We start from the raw sequence: 25104 nt of genomic DNA, 5'->3' as shown, positions 1-25104 counted from the left end.
AATCCATTTTTATCTTATCCTTGCAATTTTTCCAGTGTAATTTTGTGTCTTTCCTTCTCTTTTCACGGAAAATTTATAAAAATAAACGCCATTTGCAACCTCATTTCCGTCTCTATCAGTTCCGTCCCACCAGATTTCGTGATAACCAATTGCAGTTGGAACACCCGTCCCGCCAAATTGAAAACCATAAATTTCTCTCGCTTCAGAAGATGGAAATTTAAAGTTTTGAATTAATCTACCCGAAACAGTATAAATTCTGAACTCAACTTCTTCAACTGGCGAACCAAGAATTTCATACGCAAAAAATGTCTTATCCGAAAATGGATTCGGGAAATTACCGTATATTTTAACCTCAAAGTTTGATTGAACTCTGAACGAAACCCCGACCTCATTAGACCAGTTTCCATTCACATCTCTTGCGGTAAAACTTGCCCAGTGTTCGCCATCAGATAATTTTGGCGTTAACTTAACAAATAAACTTCTTGGATTAGAAATTGTATCTGGCACAACGATCTCCGAATAAGCAACATCTTTCCCATCAATTTTAAATTTTAGCGAATTGCTGGAAACATCAACGCCCTCATCATCCTCAATCAAAACGCTGAAAGTTGGATTTGATGGAACGGATGCTCCGTCTCTGAAACTTTGACCTTCAACAGCGACCTCAATTCTTGGACTTCTACTATCATTTGAATAGCCAATGATATAAATCCCAGATTCATCAAGTTTCCCATAAAACCATTCGCCATTTACAGAGCCATTTTTAACTCTAAAAGTTCTCAACTTATCATCATAGATGTAAAGTTTTACTCTGTCCTTATTCAAACTTTGCTCCGAAAGATCAACTTTGACATAAATTTCAACTTCACCTGCATTTCCAAAAGCGTCATATTTTGCGACGAAAAATTTTGAATCGCCCACTACTTTTAATGGGCTTAAACTATTTTGAGACAGAGACAATTGCAAAGAAGCAGGATATTCAAAGCCAATTATTGAAGTTAATGGATTAACACGCTTCAACGATATATTTTCATTTATCAAGACGGAGTCAGAATTGAACTTAACAAAATTATAGACAAGTTCATTGTAAACAAGATTGTTTGAATAGTCAAAATCATCCCCAGATGATGCGTCGCTTTCTATAACTGCGTAAATTCTATGCAAGCCGATGTTTAGGTTCTTTTGAAGCGGAACTTCAACATTTGAGACGGAATTGGCACTTACAGAAAACCTTGACTCGCCGATTAAATTATCATCGCTTCTTAAATTATCGTAAATTTTCAAAATAAAATTGTTCGCATCAACATCACTTAAATTGTAAGCACGGATAGACACCTTTACGACGGAATCAGCAACGAATTTTAAATCTTGATTTTTGAGATAGATTGAACTTTGCAATTTGTTTAACTCTGGCGGAATAAGTGAAGGATCAGGCAATCCACCAATGATTAATTCTTTAAAATCGCCCAGATAAACTTTCCCACTGAAATAAGCAAGCATTTGAATTACATATCTTACACCAGCGACCGCAGGGATTTTCCTTGACGAAGCAAAAACATTTGATGAAACTGAAAAGCACTGCAAAGTATCACGACCGAGCAAGAAATCAAATCTCCCAAACTTGCTTTTATATCTTGAAATGACGAAAACTGCTGAATCGGGTCTGATAGCATTTGCAATTTCAACTCTACCATAAAATGTCAAACTATCACCAGATTTTGGATTTTCTGGTTGGACGAAATAATCTCCAATATAAGAACCCGCTGTTTTAAAAACGCTATAACCTGCTTCTGTTTTTTGACCATCATTGATAAAGATTTTAACAAATCCAGATGAAACGGATGGTCTAATTGAAAAACTTGCTCTTCCTGATTGAATGTTAAGTGTGAATTCCTGCTTTAAAACATGTGCGCTGTCGGTAATTGAAACGATTGCATTTGCAGATTGAATGCTTGATTGGATTTGAATTTTTAATGTATCCGATGATGAAATTAATTTTCTTTCGCTTTGAACTATGGTTTTTCCATCTGGAAATGGGAGTTTAACGGCGGGATCGCCGATGTAATTGTATTGAAAGACCATTGTCTTCGCCTGTGGCCAGAAGAAATAGTTTGAGTAATATCTTGCTTTGCCAAGCGTGATTATTTCTCCTATCGTTTTTGTTGGGTCAAACATATAAGGGAAAATGCTCAAAACCATAAAGTAATCATTTAAAATCCATCCAAGCCCGCTTGAAGCCAAAACTCCAATTGCACCTTTATCTTTTTCAATCAATAGATTAACACCAAGCGCTGTTTTCTGCGGATAATCAAAAGCGCCAGAAAAGCAAGTCATACTTGTAATGAACGGATACTTATCCTTGTTTGAAAATTTTGGTATGTCTTCATTTTTAAGCAAGCCATTGTCAGCCCAGATCGCTCCACCACCATGCCCAACGAAATTAATTAAAACTTGTCCATCATTTACAAAGTTTATAAGTTTTGATGTCCCACCCGAAAAAATTGAACCTGCGATGACATAAAGACGATTTATGTTAAGATATTTCGGCAAAACATTTAAAACAAGATAATCAGTTTGCGTCTCAAAATCTTTTCCTTCGCCAGCGATCATCAAAACATTTCTATTCCAGTTTTGTGGTTTTTGATTCCAGAACGAAATTATTTTATCAACCACATTTTTCAATTCTTCCCTATCTCTTACGGGCAATCTTCCAAGAAGGACATCGCCAAGATAATCTTCTCCATCAATGAATGTAAACCATGCATCAGCAGAAGTCGCACCATACCAGTAAGATTGATAAAACATCGTTGGGATTAAATCAAGATTTGGATAGCGACGACCGTCATAGACAGCGCCACCAGCCAAAAGAACATAGGTTGGGGACTTTGTCCAGTTGAAATATGCGTATCTCAAAAACTCTTTTACCGCATAAGGGCTTTTCACACCGAAATTAAATTCATCGTAAATATCGTCAACGCTTATGATCTTAACACTCAAACCTTTTGACTCGTAAAAATTTTTTAACTGATTCAATGGATGATTTTGATCGTTTGCGTCTTTTTGTTTATCGTAAAGCAATGGATGTGTGATTATGAGATAATCAAATGAATTTGATGGATTTTTCAAATTTGTTTTCAAATCTTTCGCAATGCTGTCGGGCTTTAACTTTGCGTTTTCACTTACTGCGATGAATTCAACATCTGGCGATAAAACATTTGCATAAAAAATTGCGTGATAATTTTCACCTATCTTTTCATCTTTTGATTTGACAACTTCAACATTTGAAATTTTTGATGTGCCGATTCTGTAAATGCTTATATTTGGATTTTTGAAGCCAAAAAGTTCAAATCTGAAATAACCGCTTGTGTATTCTGGCGGAATTTTAAATTTTATTTGATCTTTATCTGCTTGATAAAGTCGCCTGTATGTTATCTCAAACCAATTAACAGCGAAAATTGTATTTGCAACTTTCCCTTCGCTTGCGTTGAAGACACTTACTTTGTTAAGTCCATCTTTTAAAGTGCTATTTAAAACTGGATAACCCGAATCATCAGTTGAAGCAATGTTTATATTTTGACCGTTCCATTGTGTCGTTAAAATTCTTTGATTATTTACAAAAACATTTGCTATATGCTCGGGGTTTAAAGATGGAGTTGATGTTATCCCGTGAAATGCAATTTTCAATTTAACATTGTCCAAACTTAATTGATCGGGAGCGGGGATATAAACATCAAAATCAGTTTGCTGATTAGAACTTAACTCTGTCCAGAACCAATGATCCCGCACATCATAGATCAAATTCAAGTCAACATCTTTTAATCTTTCAAAAATTAAATCATTTTCAAAATGGATTTCAGAGTAAAATGAAGCGCCACGCAGGTCAATGTAATTTTCAAAAAATCTTGCTCCCGTCTCCTCCGCAAGACGCAACCCAGCGCCATCCCCAACTTCAAGAAAATAAACATTCACATCGGTAAATAAGTCATTATATAAATCAACTTTTCCACCTGCAAATTTATTTTTTCTTCTCTCTGCGTAAAACTCAATGTAATCGCCTTCGTTGAACACACCATCGCCACCTGCATAAACATAAACTGGAATTTCAACGCCGTTATTTTTAATTCTCAATCTTGACGCTTGAACCCCTTTGAGATCAATGCCTGCGTTTTTCAGGTCTTCATAAGTGATTTTATAAACGCCATCTTTTCGGACGAAGATTTTGTATTCAAACTCTTGCTGTGTTTGTTGAAAGTTAAAGTTTAAATTTATCTTGTTTATTTTCGGGGATGTGAAAATTTCATGCGAGTTAATTTTCGCAAATGAATTTGCAACGACATTTAATTTGATTTTTTTGACAATTCTCAACTTCTGTCCATCAACTTGAAACGGGAAAAAAAGCAAACTGAAAAGATCAATACCTCGCATCTTCCCGAGATAAACGAAATCAAAAATTTTCCCATCAGAAGTAAATTCTGGAACAAATTCAACTCCATCTGGAAGCGCTCTTTCTTTAATCTCAAAAAGTGGATAAGGTAAATCAACCTCATCAAAGTCATATTGAATAAGGTCAACTTTTGCATCAGCGGTTGACGAAATCAGAAAATTATAAAAAGGCAAAAAATTTGGAAGGAGCGAGATATTTTCAGCGTTGTTTAAAATGATAAGTGAATATTTTCGTCCGTTAAATTCAATTTCAGAAATTTTTGGTTCTTCAGCGACGATTTCAATTTCTTTTGTAAAGCCGTGATCAACTAAATTGAAGTAATCTTGTGCGTGCGAAATAGATAGAACGAGAAAGAAAAGGAGAAAAATTTTCAGTTTTATCATTCCTTTCCATTGCTATATTTTGCCGTGACAATGTTTATACTTTTTCCCGCTTCCACACGGGCATGGATCATTTCTGCCAACTTTTTGATCAATTCGCACAGGTTTTAACTTAACATCTGATTTAACCGCCGTTGCCACATCCGCTTCTGACGCAGAAACTCTCAAACCCATTCCGATTGATTCCTGATGAATAAGATTGAGTTGTTCTCTTCTCGGTCTTCGTGGTCTTCTTTCAACAACTTCTTCTGGCATAACTGGAAACATTCTGAACACTATGCTTAAAACTCCGCTTCTAATTCTTCTCATCATTTCCATAAACATTTCAAACGCTTCCGTCTTATATTCAACAAGTGGGTCTTTCTGTGCATATGCACGAAGATGAATCCCCTCTCTTAAATCATCCATCTCACGCAAATGTTCCTGCCATCTTTGATCTATGACCTGAAGCATCGCCATCTTTACAAGGGATAACATCAACTCTTCTCCAAGTTGTGCTTTCTTCTGATTGTAGAACTCAACCGCATCATTATAGATTTTTTCTTTCAATCCTTCTTTACCAAGTTTTTCAAATTCATCGGGCGTTAGCTTCAAATCAATCAAAAGAGTTCTCATCAATTCATCTTTTAATCCTTGATAATCAAGATTTGGATAAAACTTTTCAACGACATCTTCAACATAATCAGTTAACATATCAAGCAAATCATCTTCAAGTCGTTCGCCAAGAAGCGCATGCCTACGCAGACTATAAACAACTTCTCTTTGTTTATTCAAGACATCGTCATATTCAAGCAATCTTTTTCTTATTGCGAAGTTATTTTGTTCAACTTTTTTCTGGGCTCTTTCAACGCTTTTCGTTATCATCGGATGCTGGATTGGTTCACCTTCTTTATATCCAAGTCGCTGCATTATGTTTGCGATTCTCTCACTTCCAAATAATCTCAAAAGATCATCTTCAAGCGAAAGGAAAAATCTTGACGAACCAGGATCGCCCTGTCTTCCCGCACGACCTCTCAATTGAAGATCAATTCTTCTTGCTTCGTGTCTTTCAGTTCCGATAACATGAAGACCACCAAGTTCAGCCACACCTGGACCAAGTTTTATATCAGTTCCACGCCCTGCCATATTTGTTGCGATTGTGACCATCCCACGAAGTCCAGCATTTGCTACGATTTCAGCTTCTCTTTGATGATGCTTCGCATTCAAAACATTGTGTGGAATTCCACGACGCTTCAACATCCTGCTCAACAACTCTGAAACTTCAACGCTTGTAGTTCCAACAAGAACAGGTCTCCCAATTTTGTGCATTCTTTCAATTTCCTCAATAACTGCGTTATATTTTTCACGCTTGGTTCTGTAAATAACATCATCATAATCAATTCTTATACAAGGTTTATTCGTTGGAATTACAACAACATCAAGTTTATAAATTTCCCAGAACTCCTGCGCTTCGGTTGCAGCCGTTCCAGTCATCCCAGCAAGTTTTTTATACATCCTGAAATAATTTTGAATAGTTATCGTCGCAAGTGTTTGGGTATCCTGCTCCACCTTAACACCTTCCTTTGCCTCAATTGCCTGATGCAAACCCTCGGAATATCTTCTTCCAGGCAAAACTCTTCCTGTAAATTCATCAACAATCAAAACTTTTCCATCTTGAACAATATAATCAACATCTTTTTCAAACATTATGTAAGCCCTAAGAAGTTGCTGAATTGCGTGGACTTTATCACTTCGTTCGGAATAAAGTCGGTATAGTTCTTCTTTTTTCCGTTGTTTTTGAGCTGGCGTAAGGTATGGATCGTTTTCAATTATGCTTATCTCTGTTCCAAGATCGGGAAGAACGAAAAATTCTCTATCCTCTGGAGAAAGATTTGCAAGAAATTCGCGCCCTTTTTCAGTCAGATCAATTATATGATTTTTCTCATCAACGACGAAATATAAATCTTCATCAAGTTGGCGCATCTTAACACCTTGGTCTTTCAGGAACTCAAGCTCCGTATCAAGGACGAGTTTTTGATATTCAGGTTCGGCAAGGATTTTTCTTAATTTTTTATGTTTTGGTGCGCCTCTGCTTGCTTTGAGAAGTAAAACTCCTGCTTCTTCAAGTTTGCCCTCATTTAAAAGTTTTTCCGCTTCATCAACAATTTTGCTCACAAGATTAATTTGAGCAGTGACAAGTCGTTCAACTTTCGGCTTCATCCAGTCAAATTTATGCTCCGTCTCAGGAACAGGACCACTTATAATGAGAGGAGTTCTCGCTTCATCAATTAACACAGAGTCAACCTCATCAACAATTGCATAGTAATGCCCACGCTGAACTATATCGTTCGGGTCAATAGCCATATTATCGCGAAGATAATCAAAACCAAACTCATTATTTGTTCCGTAAGTTATATCGCAATTATACTGCGCTTTTCTTTGTTCCGTGTTCATCCAGTTTTGAATGCATCCAACCGTTAAGCCAAGAAATTCATAAATTTTCCCCATCCATTGACTATCTCTCAAAGCAAGATAATCGTTAACAGTGACGATATGAACACCTCTTCCTGTTAGAGCGTTAAGATACGCTGGCATTGTCGCAACAAGAGTTTTACCTTCGCCCGTTGCCATCTCAGCTATTTTCCCCTGATGAAGCACAATTGCACCCATCAACTGAACATCAAAAGGAATCATATCCCAAACGATTTTATGCCCCGTCACTTCCCAGCTTTTACCAACTAATCTTCTGCACGTCTCCTTGACGACAGCATACGCTTCTGGCAAAATTTCATCAAGAACTTTCTGCTCTTCCTTAAAGAGTTCTTTCTCAAGTTTTTCAATCTCATCATAAATTTCAAGGCGTTGCTCTCGTGTTAATTCCTTGTCTTCACGAACTCTTGTTTTTAACTCCTCTATCTTTTCTTCTATGCCTCTTGTTCTTTCTTTTATCCTTGCTTTGAACTCATCTGTTTTAGCCCTAAGCTCAGCGTCTGTGAGAGTGTTAAGCGTTGCGTAAATTTGATTTATATGATTAACAATAGGAATAAGGGCTTTCAAGTCCTTTTCGTTTTTCGTCGGAAAAAGTTTACGCAAAAGTTTTATAAGCATAATTTCATCGCGATAAAATTGTTTTAAAGATTTTTCAGGTAAAAATATAAAGATAATTGGGGTTATAATCAAGAAAAGAGGGAGCGGAGAGGGTGGGATTCGAACCCACGATCCCGGTTTTTGCCGGGATACACGCTCTCCAGGCGTGCGCCTTCAACCACTCGGCCACCTCTCCGATTTTAAATATAAAATTAACACCAGAAAAAATCAAAATTCTTAACTCTCACTCCTCAAACTTTCTCACCCTCGCAAAGTTTTTTATGCTTAGATTAAAATACACCTGATACATAAGACCTGTTAAATTTACATCGCCAAATTTTATTTTCTTCCTTTCTTCTTTATCTCCAACCTTTCGCAAATATGACCACTCATCTGTTCTTTGGCTAAATTGATAGAAAACCCTCGCCCCAATGTTTATGTCCGGGTTTATGACAAATTCAAACCCAGCTCCGGCAAATCCACCCCAGAACCAGTTTCTCGGGCTTAAAGCATATTTTACTGTATCTTGATTATTCTTCTTTTCAATTGAAAATTCAAAGTTTGAAAGGCTAACTCCCGTCTCAAAGTTAACCGCAAATCTTCTGAAATAAAATTTCTTCATCAATCCCCAGTTGAAAGATGCAAAAGTTGCAATTTTAACATCTTCTCCGAAAAATTTTGCATTAAGAGGTATCGCACCTATTCCCCCTCCAAGAGTCATCCAGAATTGTGGAATTGTAAGATCAAGCGTTGTGCTAAGGTTTACATTGATGTTAAATCTTCCAGTGATAGCAAATTTTCCAGAAGATTTTATGTAAAGAGTATCATTTGAAACACGTGGCTCATTTAGCTTGAAGACGCCACTTTGAATTTTAACACTTGTAAGCATTGCTCCTAAAAATATATCGCCAGGAAGTCGTGGTCTTTCTTCAACAAACATCCCTCTCTCAATTCTGTTTGAAAATATACCTCCAATTATAATTTGTGCACTACTTAACTCGTTCTTATTTCTGTTATCCCCAACTTTATTTACGCGAACAAACCCAACCCTTCTTGGCTTGACCTCACCACTTACATCTTCAACAAGTTCAAACACATCAAAACCTTCATCAATCCTAACTCCTTCACCTTTCCCAAGAGGAAAACTTATGCTGTTGAAACCAGCTTCAGCAACAGGTGCAGATAACTTAAAAAGATTTCTCACCGTCAACCCAAAATTATTGACAAGTCCTAACGAACAAACTTTAAATGCGGAATCCTCAGCTGCCGTGACATCATTGTCTTTTATCTCAACAAATGAAGATATATCTTCTTTTTGAACAACCGCATAAGCTGGTTTAACCGAATAAACATTGTTCTTAAAATTAACCTTGAAAAATGTCATACCGCCTTGCATTTGAACTTTTATCACGGGAATTTTAACTTGACGCTCCCCGTCTTTTGTTTTAAACTTTTTAATGAGCGTATCTTTTAACGCAATATATTTTTCAATGAAAGGCACAACAACATAACCTGAGTTCATAATCCTTTCAACTTTATCTGCTGAGACACCAAGCGACTTTGCTTTCGTTGCTATAAAACTATTTCTCTCCGCTTCGGTTAAAAGCGAAAGTGCTCTCATTTCTTTACTTATGTCAAGTATCTTAATGAGTTCGGGCGCAAGATAATTTTCAACATCATAATTAATTTCTTCAAGCGAGTTATAAATCTTTGAAGATACTTCATCAAATTTTGAAACCGTTTGTTCAGGTAAACTTTCCCAATAAAATCTTGGAAGATTGATTTGTCGTGAAATTAGATTTGCAAGATACTTTCTATTTTTATCCGATGGCTTTTTAACAACATTGCCAGAAACAAGGACAGTATTATCATAGTATGCAATGGCTTTTTTGAAATACTTATTATTTTCACCATCTGAACTTGAATTGTTAAAATAATTCGCATCTTCTGGTTTTTGTGCTACTTCTTCCGTTCCTATCCAAGCAAAACTTTTTTCAATTGCCAAAGTTTCAATCTTCTGAGCATGTGAGAAATTTAACATCAAAAGGGAAAGGAAGGTTAAAAATAAAATTGGAGTAAATCTTGATGTGTTAATTTTTCCGTCTTTCATTGCTCTTGGATGATATTAGTTTTTGGCTTACAAAAATATACCGAATTTCTGGATAAATAAGCAATAAATCCCCCCGAACTTAAAATAACTTCCACGAGATTAATTTTCTTTTCGTGTTCTGTGAAGAAGATTGCAGGTTATGGCTTGGGAGTTGCTTCTCCGACATTTTGAAGCTAATTAAATTTCTTTTTTAACCAATTTTTCTCCACAAACTGGGCAAAATTTTGCTGTCGGATAAATTATCAACTCCTCACACCTTGGACACCTGTCTATCATCTTTGCACCACAAACTATGCAATAAACTTGTCCAAGTGAAATGTGAGCGAAATTACCACATTCAGGACAAAGCATATATCTGTCTTTTAAAACTTTCGTCTTAACCGCAGATTTTATTTTTTGATTTCGCATTTGTCAAATTTTTAATTTTAAATCCCCCTGGGGCAAATCCCCCCAGGGAAAAAGAACAAAGAAAAAATCTGATAATTTTTCTTTGCAAAACCTGTGCCAGAGGGAAAACCTGCGAAATTTTGAAAATTTTAAAGGGTGAAAAACTAAAAGAGGGAACAGTCGTTCCCTGCAGTTAACAAAAAATTAACACTTTTTAAAGAAATTTGATTGTAAATCAAAAAGATTTTGAAAGGGAACAGTTGTTCCCTCAAAAAATGTGAAATTAACACTTTTTTGAAAAAATTGATTGAAAATTAAACAAATCCAAAAGGGAACAGTTGTTCCCTCAACCCTAAATCAATCCCATTGACTTCAAAACTTTCCTCAAACCCTTGACCGTAAGACCAGAAATCTCCGATGCAACCTTTAAATTCCCTCCAGAAATTTTAACCAACTTTGAAAAATAATCACGCTTGAAATTTTCTTCCGCCTCTCTATATGTCAAAAATCTCTCAACATCACCCCCTCCCTGAATCAATGTCTTAAACAAAGGCATATGTTCAAGCTTTATCTCATCAATATATGCAAAGTCAATGTCAACAGAGGCACGAATGAGATTTTCAAGCTCACGCACATTCCCTGGCCAATGATATGAAAGAAGGGCATTTTTAAGCTCATCAGAAATTTTTATATCCTTTATCACACCAAGCTCAAAAAGATACCTTTTGAAGAAATACTCAGCAAGCGGAATTATATCCTCACGCCTCTCACGAAGCGAAGGTATGTGAATGTGATGAACTTTTATGCGATAGAAAAAATCATCCCTCAACTTCCCCTCGCTTCTTAATTTATCCACATCTGCATTCGTTGCAAATATCAACCTAACATCAAGTTTTATCCTCTCATTGCTACCAAGTTTTGAAATTGTCTTGAACTGTAAAAAGTCAAGTATTTTTAATTGAACACGATGATCTATCTCCGCTATCTCGCTTATATAAAGAGTCCCTCCATCTGCAATTTGAAACTTTCCTATCTTATCAACCGCTCCAGTGAATGCACCCCTTGAAGTTCCAAAAAGTTCCGACTCAACAAGCTGTGGCTCAATCCCCGCAATGTTAACCTGAACAAAATTTTTATCACGCCTCTCACTTCTTCTGTGTATCTCATAAGCTATAAGGTCTTTGCCAGTGCCTGTCTCACCAGTTAAAAGAACATCAGCATTATTCCTAAGTGCCCTCTCTATCTCCATATTAACCAACTTCATCTTTTCACTTGCATAAATAAACGGATTCCTCCCCTTCTCAACCGACTCCCTCAAAACTTCAAGATTTATCTCAAGGTCTCTTACTTCAAGAAGTTTCTCAATCTTTGTCTTCAAAATCTCAAAATTGAAATCCTTCTGAACAAAATCATTTGCTCCAAGCTTCATAGCTTTAACCGCAAGCTCAACATTTGCATATTCTGTCACAATTATAACAGGCGTAAATCTGTTAATTTGTTTAATCTCATTCAAAACAGAAAGACCATCTAAATCTGGAAGTTTTATATCAAGAAGAACAACATGGATATTTTTCTCTCTGAAAATCTTTATCCCCTCTCGCCCACTCTTTGCTTTAAAAACATTGAAACTTTTTGATAAAATTTTCCCAGCATCCTCAAGGAAACCAATGTCGTCATCAATTATGAGAAGGTTTAAATCTTCAAGCATAAAGTTCAATTTTTAATTTTTACAACCGCTTTTCTTAATTTTAAAACGATATAAAATCCTCTCTCAACAGGCAAAATTTTCATCTCTCCCCCGTATTTTCTGACACACATCTTAACATATGAAAGACCGAAACCATGACCATATGGCTTTGTGCTAAAACCTCCTGAAATTATCCTATCAATTGAACCTGAATTAACTCCCAAACCATTGTCAACTATATGTATCTCAACATATCCATCAAAATTTAAAACCTCCACCTTAATCTCTGGACTCTCAACTCCTGAAACCGAATCAATTGAATTTTTTAAAATTATTGAAATAACCTCTGTAAAATCATCTCTCCCAAATATGACGGCATTCTCCCCATTTGACTTAAACTTTATAAAATCACACTTCAAAACCTTTAAAACATCCGAAATTGAACTTTCAACCTGTGTAATAAAGTTTGAAAAGACAATCTCACGAAGTTTGTTTATCTGTTCGTATAACCTTAAGATAAGTGAAGGGATTAAAATTTTCTCCCTGCTTAAATTATTCCCTAATCCCTTTTTCAAAAGGTTTGAAATTTCACTGTTAAGTTTTTCAACGACACCACGATCAAAATCAAGGGATAAAATCTCTGAAATATCGCTTATACTTTCAAGTTCTGGTTGAACAATTTCCTTGTATTCATTAAGAAGTTCAATCAACCTTCTTTCAAATTCAAGATCTGCGGAATCAAAATTTTTGATAAGAAGTGAAATTCTCGTCAAAATGCTTGACTTCTGAGCGCTGTGACCAAATTCTTCTATCCTTGCTATAAGCTCGCTGTATAAACCACCACGCAAAGATGCAATTTTTAACCTCCTTTTAAAATTAAAATGCAAAATAAATAAAACAAGAACCGAAAATGCAAAAGGTATGACATCGTTAAAAAGATAAATCCTCTCACCCGAAATCCAGTAATATGGCTGAAACGATATCTCAAAAGAAATTGAAATCAAAATTCGCAAAATAACATATGAATAAACAGGAAGAAAAATCAATCGCAAAATCCTTCCTCTATTTGTAATTTTCATCACAGATTCAAAGGCTCTATTCAGATAAAGATAAAAGTAAAGCAAAACAAGAATGATAAGAAAAGCGATTTTAAAAATCTCAATTTTAAATTCAAAACCATTTATCTCACGCTTAAAAAACTTAACAATATCAAATGCGATCGCCTTTAAACCATCAAACTCGTAAACTTGAACAAATTGCCCTGGCTTAACTTTAACTCTTTTGATAACCCTTTCACCATCTACAAGCGGAAATTCAACCTCAATTTCAAATTCATCACCCCCTAAAACATCACCAAGCCCGAAGTGAATTACCTTTGATTCACTACTTGCGTATCCGCTCCCTGAAACAACATATCTTGTCCCAATTAATTCACCATTTCTAAACAAACTAATTTTTGAATCTATACCATCTGAATTTGACCTTACACCTTTAACCCCAACCTTTATAAAATTTTTAATTTTTGAAACATCACAAGTTAAATTTTCAAGATAAAATGAAGTTCCGTTATTTTGTGAAACGAATATATCAAGATCACCATCCCCGTCAAAATCTGAACTAACACAACATGTGTTGTATCCATCTATCATCCCTCTTTCTAAAATGCGAATGTAATCTTCTGTCACATCTTCAAAAATTGGAATTCCATTCCTCAAACCAATGTTTCTGTAAAGTTTTATACCGCCAAGATAAACAATGAAAATGTCAATCCAACCATCGTTATCAAAATCCCCCGCCGTGCATCCATAAGTAAAAATTTGAGGTTCAAAAAGTCCCGACTCAACTGTGATATCCTTAAACCTTCCACTTCCATCATTTAGAAAAAGTTTATTTCCTTTACCACGATTTCCAAGAAACAAATCAAGGTCTCCATCATTGTCAAAGTCAGTAAAAATTGCCGAATTCGTCTTCATAAGTAAATCTCCACCAGTGCCACTTTCAAGTGTGAAATCAACAAAAGTTCCATCTCCCCTGTTTAAATACATCTTGTTTCCACCTGTCCAATTCCCAATGTAAAGATCAGGATAACCATCGCCGTTTATATCACCAAAAACAGCACATACAGTCCTACCATCAGATAAAAGAGCAGATTCAAGTGTCCTATCATAAAACATGTTGCCAGCATCACTTATAAAAAGACGATTGCTACCCTCAAATGATGTCATAAAAATATCTACCCAACCATCGCAATTTACATCTGAAATTGAAACATGTTCACTTCTTCTCATATCAACATCAAGCCCCAATTCCTTCGTTACATCTCTAAAATACCCACGCCTGTTAAAATAAACACAATTTGAACCCTGAATATAAGAAACGACGAAATCCTCATATCCATCGTTATTTATATCCCCAGTGCAAACACTAACATTTATCCCAATCTTATTTTTCTCCCAACTTCTACCCGAAATCCCAGATTCTATGGATATATTCTTTCGCTCTGGACTCTTTATATAACGACCATCGTAAAGATAATCAGGTGCATCTAAATCAACTATAAAAATATCCTCAACCCCATCTCCATTCACATCGCTTGCACCTATGCCATAAGATGAACCAAAATGTAAATGATTTATATTGAAAATAAAATTACCCCCAAACTTATTCTCGGACGAAATTGAAAATTTATCAATCTCGCTCAATGGAACTGATAAAATCTCATTAACCCCAATGACAAAAAGATTCTTATCTGAACATAAAATGTGAAATGCTTTAACATTTAAATTCAAAATTTTCGCCACAATATCACCGCCTGATATCTCAATCTTTAAAATTTCTCCCGTTTTCAAAACAGCATAAAAAACATCTCCACCAGCAGAAACAACCTCGGTTATGTATTCATTCTTAACATCAACAAATGAAATCCCTGAAACAGCACGAATAAACTCAAAAACAAAGGGTTGATTTTCACGAACAAATCCCAAACCACCACGCTCAAAATTTAAAATATATCCACGACTGTAAGGAATAACCGTTTTAAAATTACCAAACTTTGAAACAATTGAATCAAGATCAAGCAACTTTGAAATTTCTGGCTTTACAGCACCAGAAATAACATCGTCAAAAAATTTAACAAAATATGAATCTCTCCGATTTAAATCTGAAAAATGAGGAAGTTTTAAACTATAAATTGAATAAAGACCATTAAAAACAAGAGCAGGGTAAGGATAATTTGTTGTGTAATGACTGAGAATAAATACCCTCTCTGAAAAAGGAAAAATTTTATATCTTATGCTATCTCCAAGCGAAATAAAACAGTATTCAAAAAGCCCACCAATAATGCATCTACCCCGTGAAACAAATTTTATACTGTTTGAACTGTGAGTCATCGGTATTTCCAATTTCACCTCATCAATTATAACCTCACCATTGAACCTCATCAAAATAAAATTTGGCTTAACAAAATCTTTGTCCAATCTTTTAACATCAACAATTATATATTCTCCGTCTGTGTCAGCATTCTTTATTTCACCGATGCCACTTTTTAAAACCCTCCATCTCACACCATTGAAGTGAACTATTGAAAAATTCGTGAATATGAAAACACTTTTATCAGATACCGCCCTTACTGAAATAATTTTATGTGTGATACTAAATTTAAATTCCCGATACCCCTCCTTAGCGTTGAGACCGCAATGGAAAGTTAAAAATAAAAATGCAACCCAAAGAAAATACCAGTTTAACATATGCGAACCCTTTTATGTGAAAACCTGATTTAAAGATAAAAAAGTGAAAATTAAATTTCAAGTTATTGCGGACAAATATCGCCCGTCAAAAAGATTTAAAGTTTTTCTGCGAATAAAAAATTGTCGTGAAAGATGGTTTCTTGTTAAATTTAATTGAAAAATTCAAAATTAAATTTACTTGTAGAAATGAGAAATGCTGTGATTGGAGTTGACGCCGGCGGAACGAAGACAACCACCGCATTAGCAACGGAAGATGGATATATAATCAAAATGTTAAGAGAACAAACACCAACGACTGAAGGTGCTCAAGCTGGGTATGAAGTGATTTGTGTAATGATACAAAATTTGATCAATGAAGCAGTTAAATTTGATTTTAAGGTTACACATATCGGGGTTGGATTTGGTGGTCCTGTTGATTTTAAACACGGCATAGTTTATCTTTCGCATCATGTTGAAGGATGGGAAAATTTTCCTTTGAAAGAAAAACTTGAAACAAAATTCGGTATCCCTACAATTATTGATAACGACGCAAACGCAGGCACAATTGCTGAATGGATGTTCGGAGCTGGTAAAGGAATGGACAATCTAATATATGTCAACATAGGAACAGGAATCGGAGGCGGAATTATAAGCGATGGGAAATTGCTCCGTGGATGGAAAAATTTAGCTGGCGAGATCGGACATATCACCGTTAAACCAGACGGCCCAAATTGCACATGTGGCAGGAAAGGTTGCCTTGAAGCATTTTCCTCTGGAAGTGCAATTTCTTATAAAGGGACTCTTTACTTTGGAAAACCTTTAAAAAGCGAAGAAGTTTTCCAGCTTGCTCAACAGGGTAATCAAGTTGCAAATAAAATCATTCAAGAAGCGGTTGATATGCTTGCGTTTGCACTTGGAGCTGTAATCAATTTAATTAATCCACAATTGATTATCATTGGTGGTGGAGTAGCTGATGCACCGGAAAATTTACTCCTTGAACCGCTACGAAAGAAATTGCCAGAATATACACTGCCAGAAAGCATTGATGGACTTAAAATAATCAAAGCTAAACTTGGATATGATGCTGGTGTAATTGGAGCAATTGCGCTCGCTCTGCTTGAAAAAAATAAATAAATCTATTTTCTCAATTTTTCTCTTGCAACCTTGAAAATTTCCGCATAAACCTTGTCACGCGGAACGCAACCGGCTGGGAATTGCCCAAGTTCATTGTGTTTTGATCGCATAAGGTTTGTGCAATGACTTATCGTTATGCAAACTTTTGACGAATTTAATCTCCCATACCTCTTTAAATCATACACGAAATCAGGATACGCAAGTGCACCTCTACCGACACCGACGATTGAAACTTTATTTTCTTTCAAATTCGCTTCACCAGCATAAACAAAAAATTCCCGAAGATAACTATATCCCGTCCCAACAACCAAAACCTTATCTGTTAAGTTATTTAATGAATCAACTGCTTTCTTTATTTCAGCTGTTAGTTTAAAATGCCTTGCAACTCCAATCAACGGATGTTCGGGTTGAATATAACCATCAATTGGTGGAGTTTCAAAAGGTCTCCCTATGTGCGGATTATAATACGGACTCCCCATAGAAATGTTAATTATCTTAACACCAAGTGAGCACAGTATTTCAACAAGTTTTATCGGTTCTGTCAAATCTGGTTCAAGTGGATTATTTTCTTTCACACCGAAACCAAATAAATATGGCAATGGATATTCAACCGATTTCCCAACCCCATCATCATCTTTAACAAAAGGAACGCAATCAAAAACATTTATTCTTGATGCAATAAAAATTTTTTCTCCAAGTTCAGATTTTATCTTGGTTACCACATTTCTTATAAATTTTGTCCTGTTTTGAAAATCGCCACCGTATTTCCCCTCCCTTGTTTTTCCAGCGAGCAACTCGTTCAAAAGATAAGTATGACATTGCTTTATATCAATAAATTGAAAACCCACCTCATAAGCAAGTTTTGCACATTTAACAAATTCATCTTCAAGCTTTTCAAGATAATCGTCGCTCACAACTGGATAACTTTCATCAATGCTTATCTTCTTGTCTTTATCAATAAATGTTAACTTATCAACTACTGGATTATGAAATGCAATTATCGGTTTTTTATAACTCCATCTTCCCGAATGTGTTAGTTGTATTCCGATAACCAGATCAGAGTCATCACCCCAGATTTTCTTATGTGCCTGCCTTGTTTTTTCAACAAGCTCTGCAAACAATTTAAGATTTTTCTCATTTAACCAAAGTTGTCTTGGGTTTGCTCTTCCTTCTTCAACAACAGCGGTAGCTTCGCCCCAGATTAATTTTGCACCACCTGCGCCAAATTTTTCCCATCTTCTAAATGTAAGTTCATCGGGTTTGCCATCAAGCGTTCCATCACAACCTTCCATCGGATGTATAGCAAATCTATTTCCAATTTTTAACCTGCCAATCTCAATTGGCTGAAAAATAAGTTCAAGGTTCTCATCAAACTTTAAAACTTCACCAAGACCCAATTTTTCAACTTCTGCAATTAATTCTTCAAGTGTTTTAAACTTAAAAAATCTCATTTAACAAAAAATTTTATTTTGACTTTCTTACCCGAATAAGGCAAAATCAATTTCCCATTTTTCAAAGCGAATTCCCGTCCATCAACCAAAGCAAACATTTTGTCGCTTCTTTCTATATCAAGATCAACAAGTATGTTCCTAACTTTTATGCTTGATGAAATTAAATTAACACCAGATAACAAGTTTGGTTTTATTGTCAAATTTTCCAGCTCGGGTCTAAACCCAAGGATATGATAAACAAAAAGCGAGATCATTTCAGCCCAAGTCCATCCTATGATTCCAACAGGTGGAAGTGGCGGTGTTAACTGTTCAACGGAGTAATACTCAAACCATCCCCCAGATTTTCCACCGTTTATGTTATAAAGCCAATTGAGAATACGCCAGACCCTTTCATAATTTTTCGCTTCCAGATTTGCCCTTGCCACAAAAAGCGACGCAAAAGGCCAAGGTCCAGGTGGCTCTGGTTCGCTTGAACTATCATATCTCTCATAACCTCCATAGCTCCATCTCTGATTCCAGAGTTTCTCAATCCATTCAAGTGTCTTGATTGAAACTTCACTTCCTGCATCAACAAATCCGTAAATGATCGGCAAAACCTCGGAAGTATCTGGCTCAGCAGAAGGTTTATCCTCAATTGCTATCGCTGAATTTTGTGGCATCCTTTTTCTGTCTGGTGGAATAAAATACCTCTGCCATTGCCCATTTAAATTTTTCCTCTTTATAAAATGACCATCTTCAATTAGTTTGAAAACTGGATCGTTTAACATTGAATTTTTAATTTCGCCTGATGCAGAAAGCCATCTCTGTGCTAACTTATTTTCGCCAAGTTTTTTAACAAGTTCAGAAACTTTTTCAAGCCCTAATGAAACCCAGAATTGATATGCAAGCTCGTATCCATTTTCAACGCCGAAAGCATCCGTCCTTTCCCAAAACTCTCTTTTATTTTTCAAAAGTTTGCTATTTTTATCCCAGAAAACATCTTTCAAAGGAAATTCCGCAACTAATTTTATCTTATCCCAAAATTTTTTCACAAACTCAAAATCTCCGCTCCAGCAAACATACGACCAAACCGCATATAAAAGTTGCCCATTTTGATCAAGCTCTGTAAGCTCGTATCCGAACCATCTGCTTGACTCAATCGTTTGACCTTCCCGACCGACAAACTTATCAAGCAATTTAGTTAACATAATTTTTGCCTCATCAAAAAATCCACACATTAAAAGTCCAAGAACAAACATTGAATCATCACGCACCCACTCCATATTATACTGCCATATTCCAGAATCCCTTTTTCCACTTTTTGAAACCGTTGATTTCAAACCATTCTTTGAAACATTGAAAAGATGGTTCAAAACCTCGCTATCACTTCTAAATTTGTTTTTCTCATCCCAAAACTTTGAGGTTTCATCAAAAATTTGTGTAAAGTTTTTTACCTTCAAAATTTTATCATCATCTTCAAGCGAATAAACATAAACTACCTCAGCGTTTTTATCAACAGTGCCGATATCAACCCAAAGGTCATACCTTCCTGCTGTTCTTGCACCTTTATGAAAAGTTTGAAGTTTCATAATCGTCCATCCCTTCGCATAAACAGTTTTCTCACGCTCACTTGTGAAAATCTCGTCAAATAATCCAAAGTTTGGATAAAGTTGAAGACGAAGCGAAATACTCATTGGACTTTTCAATTTATTGCTAACTTCAACAACCCTGAATAAAATTTTCCCATCTTTCGGAACGAAAAATTTTTCCAGCACACTAAATTTTTCATTGCCCCATTTTAACTTAACAATTGGAATTCCAGATGAAAAATCCCACAAAATCTCTTGAAAATTTTCTCTATTAAGTTGATAAAATTCTTCACCAAATTGAAGCGTTAACTTCGTATTTTCAAATCCACGTTCGGGATGATAAAGAAATGTGCTCCATTTTCTGACAAATCTTTCCGCATCCCAGAGTGTTAACCCAAAAAGCGATGCACCTGAATTCCCATCTTTACAAAACTGAATTCCGACAGTTATTTCACCATTCCCAATGAGAAAATACTCAACCCCTGGCAAAGTTGTAATGTAATCTATGTGAATCCTTTGAGTATCAAATCGTTGAAAAGGGATTTCATCTGTGGTCTGGTAAAAATAATCTATGCAACCGTAAACTTTGCTCTCAAATAAATTTCCAGAGAAATTTGCATCTTTAAATTTTACGAACTCGTTGCTTACATACTTAGAAAGAAACAACCCACCAAAGAGTGTTAAGAACTTTCTTCGTCTCATCTTAAACTTGCTCTTACTTTTCAATTATTTTCATATTTTTGAAGTCAATTATTCTCTTTTCCCTTTTTGGATTTGCAATAAGAGAAGCAAGAAGTGCAAGTGCTTTTTCTACCTCTTTTTCAAAATTTATCTTCGCATTTTTTGCCGTATCAATTTTAAGCGAATCAACATAATAAGATATTATCTTGCTTTTTCTGACTTCAAAATCAGCCCTGTAATCGTCCATCCCAAATGATTGTTTGTTCAAAAGAAACATCGCAAACATTATAAAAACAAGCGTCATAGTTTGATGATTGTTTTATTTAAATACGACTCTATCATCGCATTTATAACTTCAAGATTTTTTAATCCAGCGATTGCGTCAACTTCGGGCTTCTTTCGGTTTAAAACGCAATCCGCAAATTCGCAAAGTTCCTCAACATAACTTTCAATATCTTCATCCAAAGTTAACACAAGTTTTTCTCCATTTCTCCGTTCAACTTCAACTTTGTTTAATGAGCATTTCAAAATTGCATCCGTTCCACTTATCCTTATCTCGTAAATATCTGGACAGACATATGATGAAGTTAAAACGCCAATTAAACCATTTGAAAACTTAAAAATTGCAACAGCACTATCTTCAACATCAAGATGGACATCTCTTGCAAAACATGCGATTTCTTTAATTTCACCAAAGAAATAAATCAAGGTATCAACAAAATGTATTCCAAGCTGTGTCATCGGCAAAAGCGGGCATTTTTCTCTGTCCCTCTTCCATTCGGGAAATCGTCCTAAACCAGTTGGCATTGATATATTCGCTTCAACAGAGATAATTTTACCAAAAATTCCATCGCTTATAAATTCCTTCGCTTTTCTGAAAACTTTTCGTTTTCTGGTATTATGACCGACCTGAATGATTAATTTTTTCTCTTCAGCAACCTTCGCAAGCTCTTTCGCTTCTTCAACTTTAACAGCAATTGGCTTCTCAACAAAGACATCTTTACCCAGGTTGAGCGCTTTTAACGCCTGCTCAAAGTGTAAAAAATTTGGCGTTGAAATCACAACCGCTTCAAAATTTGATTTATTTAACATCTCATCATAATTATCAAATCCACGACACATAAATTCACTTGCAGTTTCCTCAACTAATTTTTTATCAATATCAAAACATGCAACAACATTAAATTTACCACACATCTTAACAGCCCTTCTTAATGTCACGCCATGACCACCAAGTCCAACAAGCGCTATATTGACTTTTCTGTCATCCTTCATACTCGCTTTCTTCAATTGCTTTTAAAATTGCTCTTAATCTTTTTAAATCTTCAATCGTTGATTCAACAAGGGGTAAATGATGCGTTTCAAGTGTAATGCTTTGAATTATTTTATCTTTAATTATCGCCATAAGCTGTCCATACCAGTTTACTGCACCTTCACCAATCAAAGTGCATTTAAATTTAGGGAAATTGACCGAATCCTTGACATGCAGATTCTTTATAAAATTTTTCACTTTCTCATAGCCGTTTGGGAAAGCAAACTCACCTGCTCCAACTGCATTTGCTGGATCCCAATTAGCCCACAAATTATCTATTTCAGATGAAGCTCTGACAAAATCAATAATCTTTGCGGTATTTTCGCCCGTATCACAATAAAAACCAGGCTCATTTTCAATGAGAAGATTAAACTTTTCCTGTTTCGCATACATTGAAGCGTTTTTTAAAATTTCAACAATTTCATCTCCTGATGTTCCATCTCTTACAAATCCAAAAATTATAATTTTATCAACGCCAAGTTCCGTCGCAAGTTTAAATGTGTCGGGGAGAACTTGTTCAAGTTCAAATTTTAACTTCTCCTTTTCGCTCGCTCTTATTTTAAAAATCCCCGGCGATAACGCTGTGATTTTAATTTTTCCATCATCAAGATTTCTTTTTATAAAGTCAATATCTTTACGCTCAATATAAGGCACTCTTTTCTCATAGCTTCCGACACAACGAAGCTCATAACTTTTTATGCCAAGTTTCAACCCAATTTTTATCGCTTCCTCAACATCAAGAGAAATTTCATCACTTACAATTCCAATTTCAATCATAAAATTTTGTGGTTTTATTTTCAATGTTCAAGTATAGTTGCAGATCTTTTCCACATATAATCTGGATCAATGTATGGTTCATCATCAATGTGTTTTTTCATAAGTTCAATCTTCTTTTTCAAAAGCTCAGGGAAATTTTCACCGTGTATAAGCGGTGTTTCACCCATATCAGTTACAGCCATAAATTCAACCCCGTTGCTATTTTCCCAAAGTTTAACAAGTTCGTTTGCGTTCTCAATTTCATCTTCAATCATCTCTCTTATCATAACTTTGTATCTTCGCTTCTCTTCATCACTTTGACTTTCAAGATAACCGTGAACCCCTGCAATCCACGCTGAAACATTTCGCATAGTTTTAAACCAGCATTTTAAAGCTTTCAATCTAACAAACTGATCAAATAAAACTTTTCTCGCAGGCGAATCATCTCTCAAATTTTCAAGTTCATCGCTTAAAATTTTTATCGCTGATTCAAGCGGTGGAAATAGAAATTTATCCATTCTTTCAACTGCAACTTCACATCTTTTTCTATCTGTTAACTCAAAAAGCACATCTTTCATCAAATCAACATTGTTTGGATTATGCGGTGTTGAACACATAAACTCTTCATAATATCTTCTCTCTTTCTCGGGAATTGCCTCAATGTTAGGCACAAGCGGTCTAACCCATATCCTAAGCCATGTAAATCCAAAAGTTGAATAAAGATGAACAGGTATCGGATATGAGAGGATTGACTCTTCAGCAAGTTTCCAAACTTTGATTAAAACACCCGCTTTATCTCCTGCCCAGGATTTTGCAATTCTCTCAATTTCATCATCAATGTTTAAATTTGGATTAAACTGGAATATGCGAATTATCTCTTGATTTATGTTAAAAGGAACCAAGTTAGGTGGATTAATTCCACCCATATTTGCTGTAAATTCAACGCCTTTTTCCTTCATTGATTTTAATTTTTCATAAGTAAGCCAAGGATACGGAACCCCAAGCAAAGGATCAAAAAATGTAAATGGACCACAAACAAAGTAAAAATGTGCATTTGAACCTTTTGATTTAAGCTCAGAAATAAAATCTTTCTCCTTTTCATCAAGTTTAATTTGATATGGCGTTCCACCTACCTCTTTTAATTCTGGATATTTTGGATGTGAATAAGGCACAGACCAACCACGACCAAGAAGTGTGTTCGTTTCTACTTCAATTCCTTTTTCAAGACCCGACCAAACGATTTCATGTTCTCCGTAAAATGGCTCCATTCTCGTTATCACTTTAAAATCTGGATTAATTTCCATCGCTGAGTCTCTCAATGTTTTAAAAAATCGTAAAACATTCTGCCCTGCAACTTTTGCTATTTCTTCATCGCTTTTCCACTCACGAATAAGATAAGCTCCACCATTTCTTCCAACATAAAGAGATTTTGTATGCTCAAATCCAGCTCCGCTGTCGTTCGTCCATATAACGAGATATTCAAGCTCTGGAACTTCAATCATCAACTTTCTTAACATTTCCGCATAATGTTCAAGAACTTTCGGATGAGCAATCGTCATATTAAATCTTGGCTTAAAACTTCTAAATGGATGGTCCACACGTGCACCTCTTAACATCGGATATCTTGCAAAAAATTCCTCCGGGACAGAGCGTGGCTCAAAGCACAACAACCCCGGCGATAGTCCATATTTAATCGCAAGTCGTGCGTTCTTTTTTAAGAATGCAAGATTTATGCTTAAATAATAAAACGGATAAATTCCTCTGTTCAACTCGCTGTAAACAAATTGATCAAGCGCAGGAAGATAAGTATAAAACATTGGATAAACCTCTCCCTTGGGACCGGTTTCAATGCCCATTGGAAAACCAAGACCGTTAACCTCAATATGTGTAAATCCAAATTTCGCAAGCCCACGGATATACGCTTCTCTATCAAAATTCCTCTGTATCCTACCCTGTTGAGTTAAGAAAAAATCATTAACACTTCTTATCCACTTAAAACTCACAGGAACAAATTTCCCTTCTCTCCATTGCTCAAAATCATCATTTACAGCGTCTTCGGTTAGATAAGCGAAAAACGAAAAAAGATAATACGGCTTTGATGAGGTTAAAATCCCTGAACCATCATCGTTTATTTTAAAGTATGAAAATGCCCCATCAAATTGTGAAATCGCCTTTTCATATCCATCGTAAATGAACTCATCTCCAGCGGAAATATACATAACCCCATCTCCAAATTTAACATCAAAACTTTCAACTTCTTCAATCTCAACAATGCGAGAACTTTTCTCAAGCACAAACTTCTTCAACTCCGTTGCAACTGTTCTTACAACGGGGACACAATTTTTGCGAATGTGGATTTTTTTAATTTTTCCAAAAACATCAAGAAGTTTCATAATCATTTCC

At 35.6% G+C, this 25104-nt stretch carries 13 protein-coding genes and 1 tRNA gene; 1 reads left to right on the top strand and 13 read right to left on the bottom strand.

The features are described from left to right. Positions 1-9: 9 nt before the first annotated feature. From AWW83_RS00640 to AWW83_RS00610, 7 genes are all read right to left on the bottom strand, one after another. Positions 10-4827 (bottom strand): C25 family cysteine peptidase, encoded by a 4818-nt coding sequence (locus AWW83_RS00640; protein ID WP_092346866.1) that lies wholly within the window; start codon positions 4825-4827, stop codon positions 10-12. A gap of 12 nt (positions 4828-4839) precedes the next feature. Continuing rightward, positions 4840-7911, bottom strand: a complete 3072-nt coding sequence (secA, locus tag AWW83_RS00635; RefSeq protein WP_092346863.1) for a preprotein translocase subunit SecA — start codon at positions 7909-7911, stop codon at positions 4840-4842. Positions 7912-7995: 84 nt separating this feature from the next. Then, a tRNA-Ser gene (locus AWW83_RS00630) sits at positions 7996-8086 on the bottom strand. A 48-nt stretch (positions 8087-8134) separates the two neighbouring features. Further along, a complete protein-coding gene (locus AWW83_RS00625) occupies positions 8135-10000 on the bottom strand; it encodes a hypothetical protein (protein ID WP_092346860.1) in 1866 nt (621 codons plus the stop codon). A gap of 177 nt (positions 10001-10177) precedes the next feature. Further along, a complete protein-coding gene (locus AWW83_RS00620; protein WP_092346857.1) occupies positions 10178-10408 on the bottom strand; it encodes a zinc ribbon domain-containing protein in 231 nt (76 codons plus the stop codon). Positions 10409-10739: 331 nt separating this feature from the next. Beyond that, on the bottom strand, positions 10740-12095 hold the full coding sequence (locus AWW83_RS00615; RefSeq protein WP_092346854.1) for a sigma-54-dependent transcriptional regulator: 1356 nt from the start codon (positions 12093-12095) through the stop codon (positions 10740-10742). 5 nt (positions 12096-12100) lie between these two features. Continuing rightward, positions 12101-15637 carry an FG-GAP-like repeat-containing protein gene (locus AWW83_RS00610; RefSeq protein ID WP_159421058.1) on the bottom strand — a complete coding sequence of 1179 codons (3537 nt, stop codon included), beginning with the start codon at positions 15635-15637 and terminating at the stop codon, positions 12101-12103. Positions 15638-16006: 369 nt separating this feature from the next. Here AWW83_RS00610 and AWW83_RS00605 point away from each other — a divergent pair, with 369 nt between their 5' ends. Next, the gene (locus AWW83_RS00605; RefSeq protein ID WP_092346848.1) at positions 16007-16933 is read left to right on the top strand and encodes an ROK family protein; all 927 of its coding nucleotides are present in this window, start codon (positions 16007-16009) and stop codon (positions 16931-16933) included. Positions 16934-16935: 2 nt separating this feature from the next. On the opposite strand, the gene AWW83_RS00600 is transcribed toward AWW83_RS00605, so the two are convergent. The 6 genes from AWW83_RS00600 to AWW83_RS00575 are packed head-to-tail and all read right to left on the bottom strand — an operon-like array spanning position 16936 to position 25094. Further along, entirely contained in the window at positions 16936-18384 is a 1449-nt protein-coding gene (locus AWW83_RS00600) for an oxidoreductase (protein ID WP_092346845.1), read from the bottom strand. After that, entirely contained in the window at positions 18381-20654 is a 2274-nt protein-coding gene (locus AWW83_RS00595; RefSeq protein ID WP_092346842.1) for a glucosidase family protein, read from the bottom strand. The genes AWW83_RS00600 and AWW83_RS00595 overlap by 4 nt, the downstream gene beginning before the upstream one ends. Positions 20655-20667: 13 nt before the next feature. Further along, entirely contained in the window at positions 20668-20937 is a 270-nt protein-coding gene (locus AWW83_RS00590) for a hypothetical protein (protein WP_092346840.1), read from the bottom strand. Continuing rightward, complete coding sequence (locus AWW83_RS00585) at positions 20934-21908, bottom strand: Gfo/Idh/MocA family protein (RefSeq protein ID WP_092346837.1); 975 nt, start codon at positions 21906-21908, stop codon at positions 20934-20936. Before AWW83_RS00585 ends, AWW83_RS00590 begins: the two co-directional genes overlap by 4 nt. Then, positions 21898-22722, bottom strand: a complete 825-nt coding sequence (locus AWW83_RS00580) for a sugar phosphate isomerase/epimerase family protein (RefSeq protein WP_143713851.1) — start codon at positions 22720-22722, stop codon at positions 21898-21900. Before AWW83_RS00580 ends, AWW83_RS00585 begins: the two co-directional genes overlap by 11 nt. Before the next feature lie 20 nt (positions 22723-22742). Next, entirely contained in the window at positions 22743-25094 is a 2352-nt protein-coding gene (locus tag AWW83_RS00575) for a hypothetical protein (RefSeq protein ID WP_092346831.1), read from the bottom strand. Positions 25095-25104: the final 10 nt, after the last annotated feature.

Source organism: Candidatus Chryseopegocella kryptomonas (assembly GCF_001536065.1).
Classification (GTDB): domain Bacteria; phylum Bacteroidota; class Ignavibacteria; order Kryptoniales; family Kryptoniaceae; genus Kryptonium; species Kryptonium kryptomonas.
The sequence above is the reverse complement of the archived record's forward strand: the minus strand, read 5'-3'. Positions and strand labels throughout refer to the sequence as shown.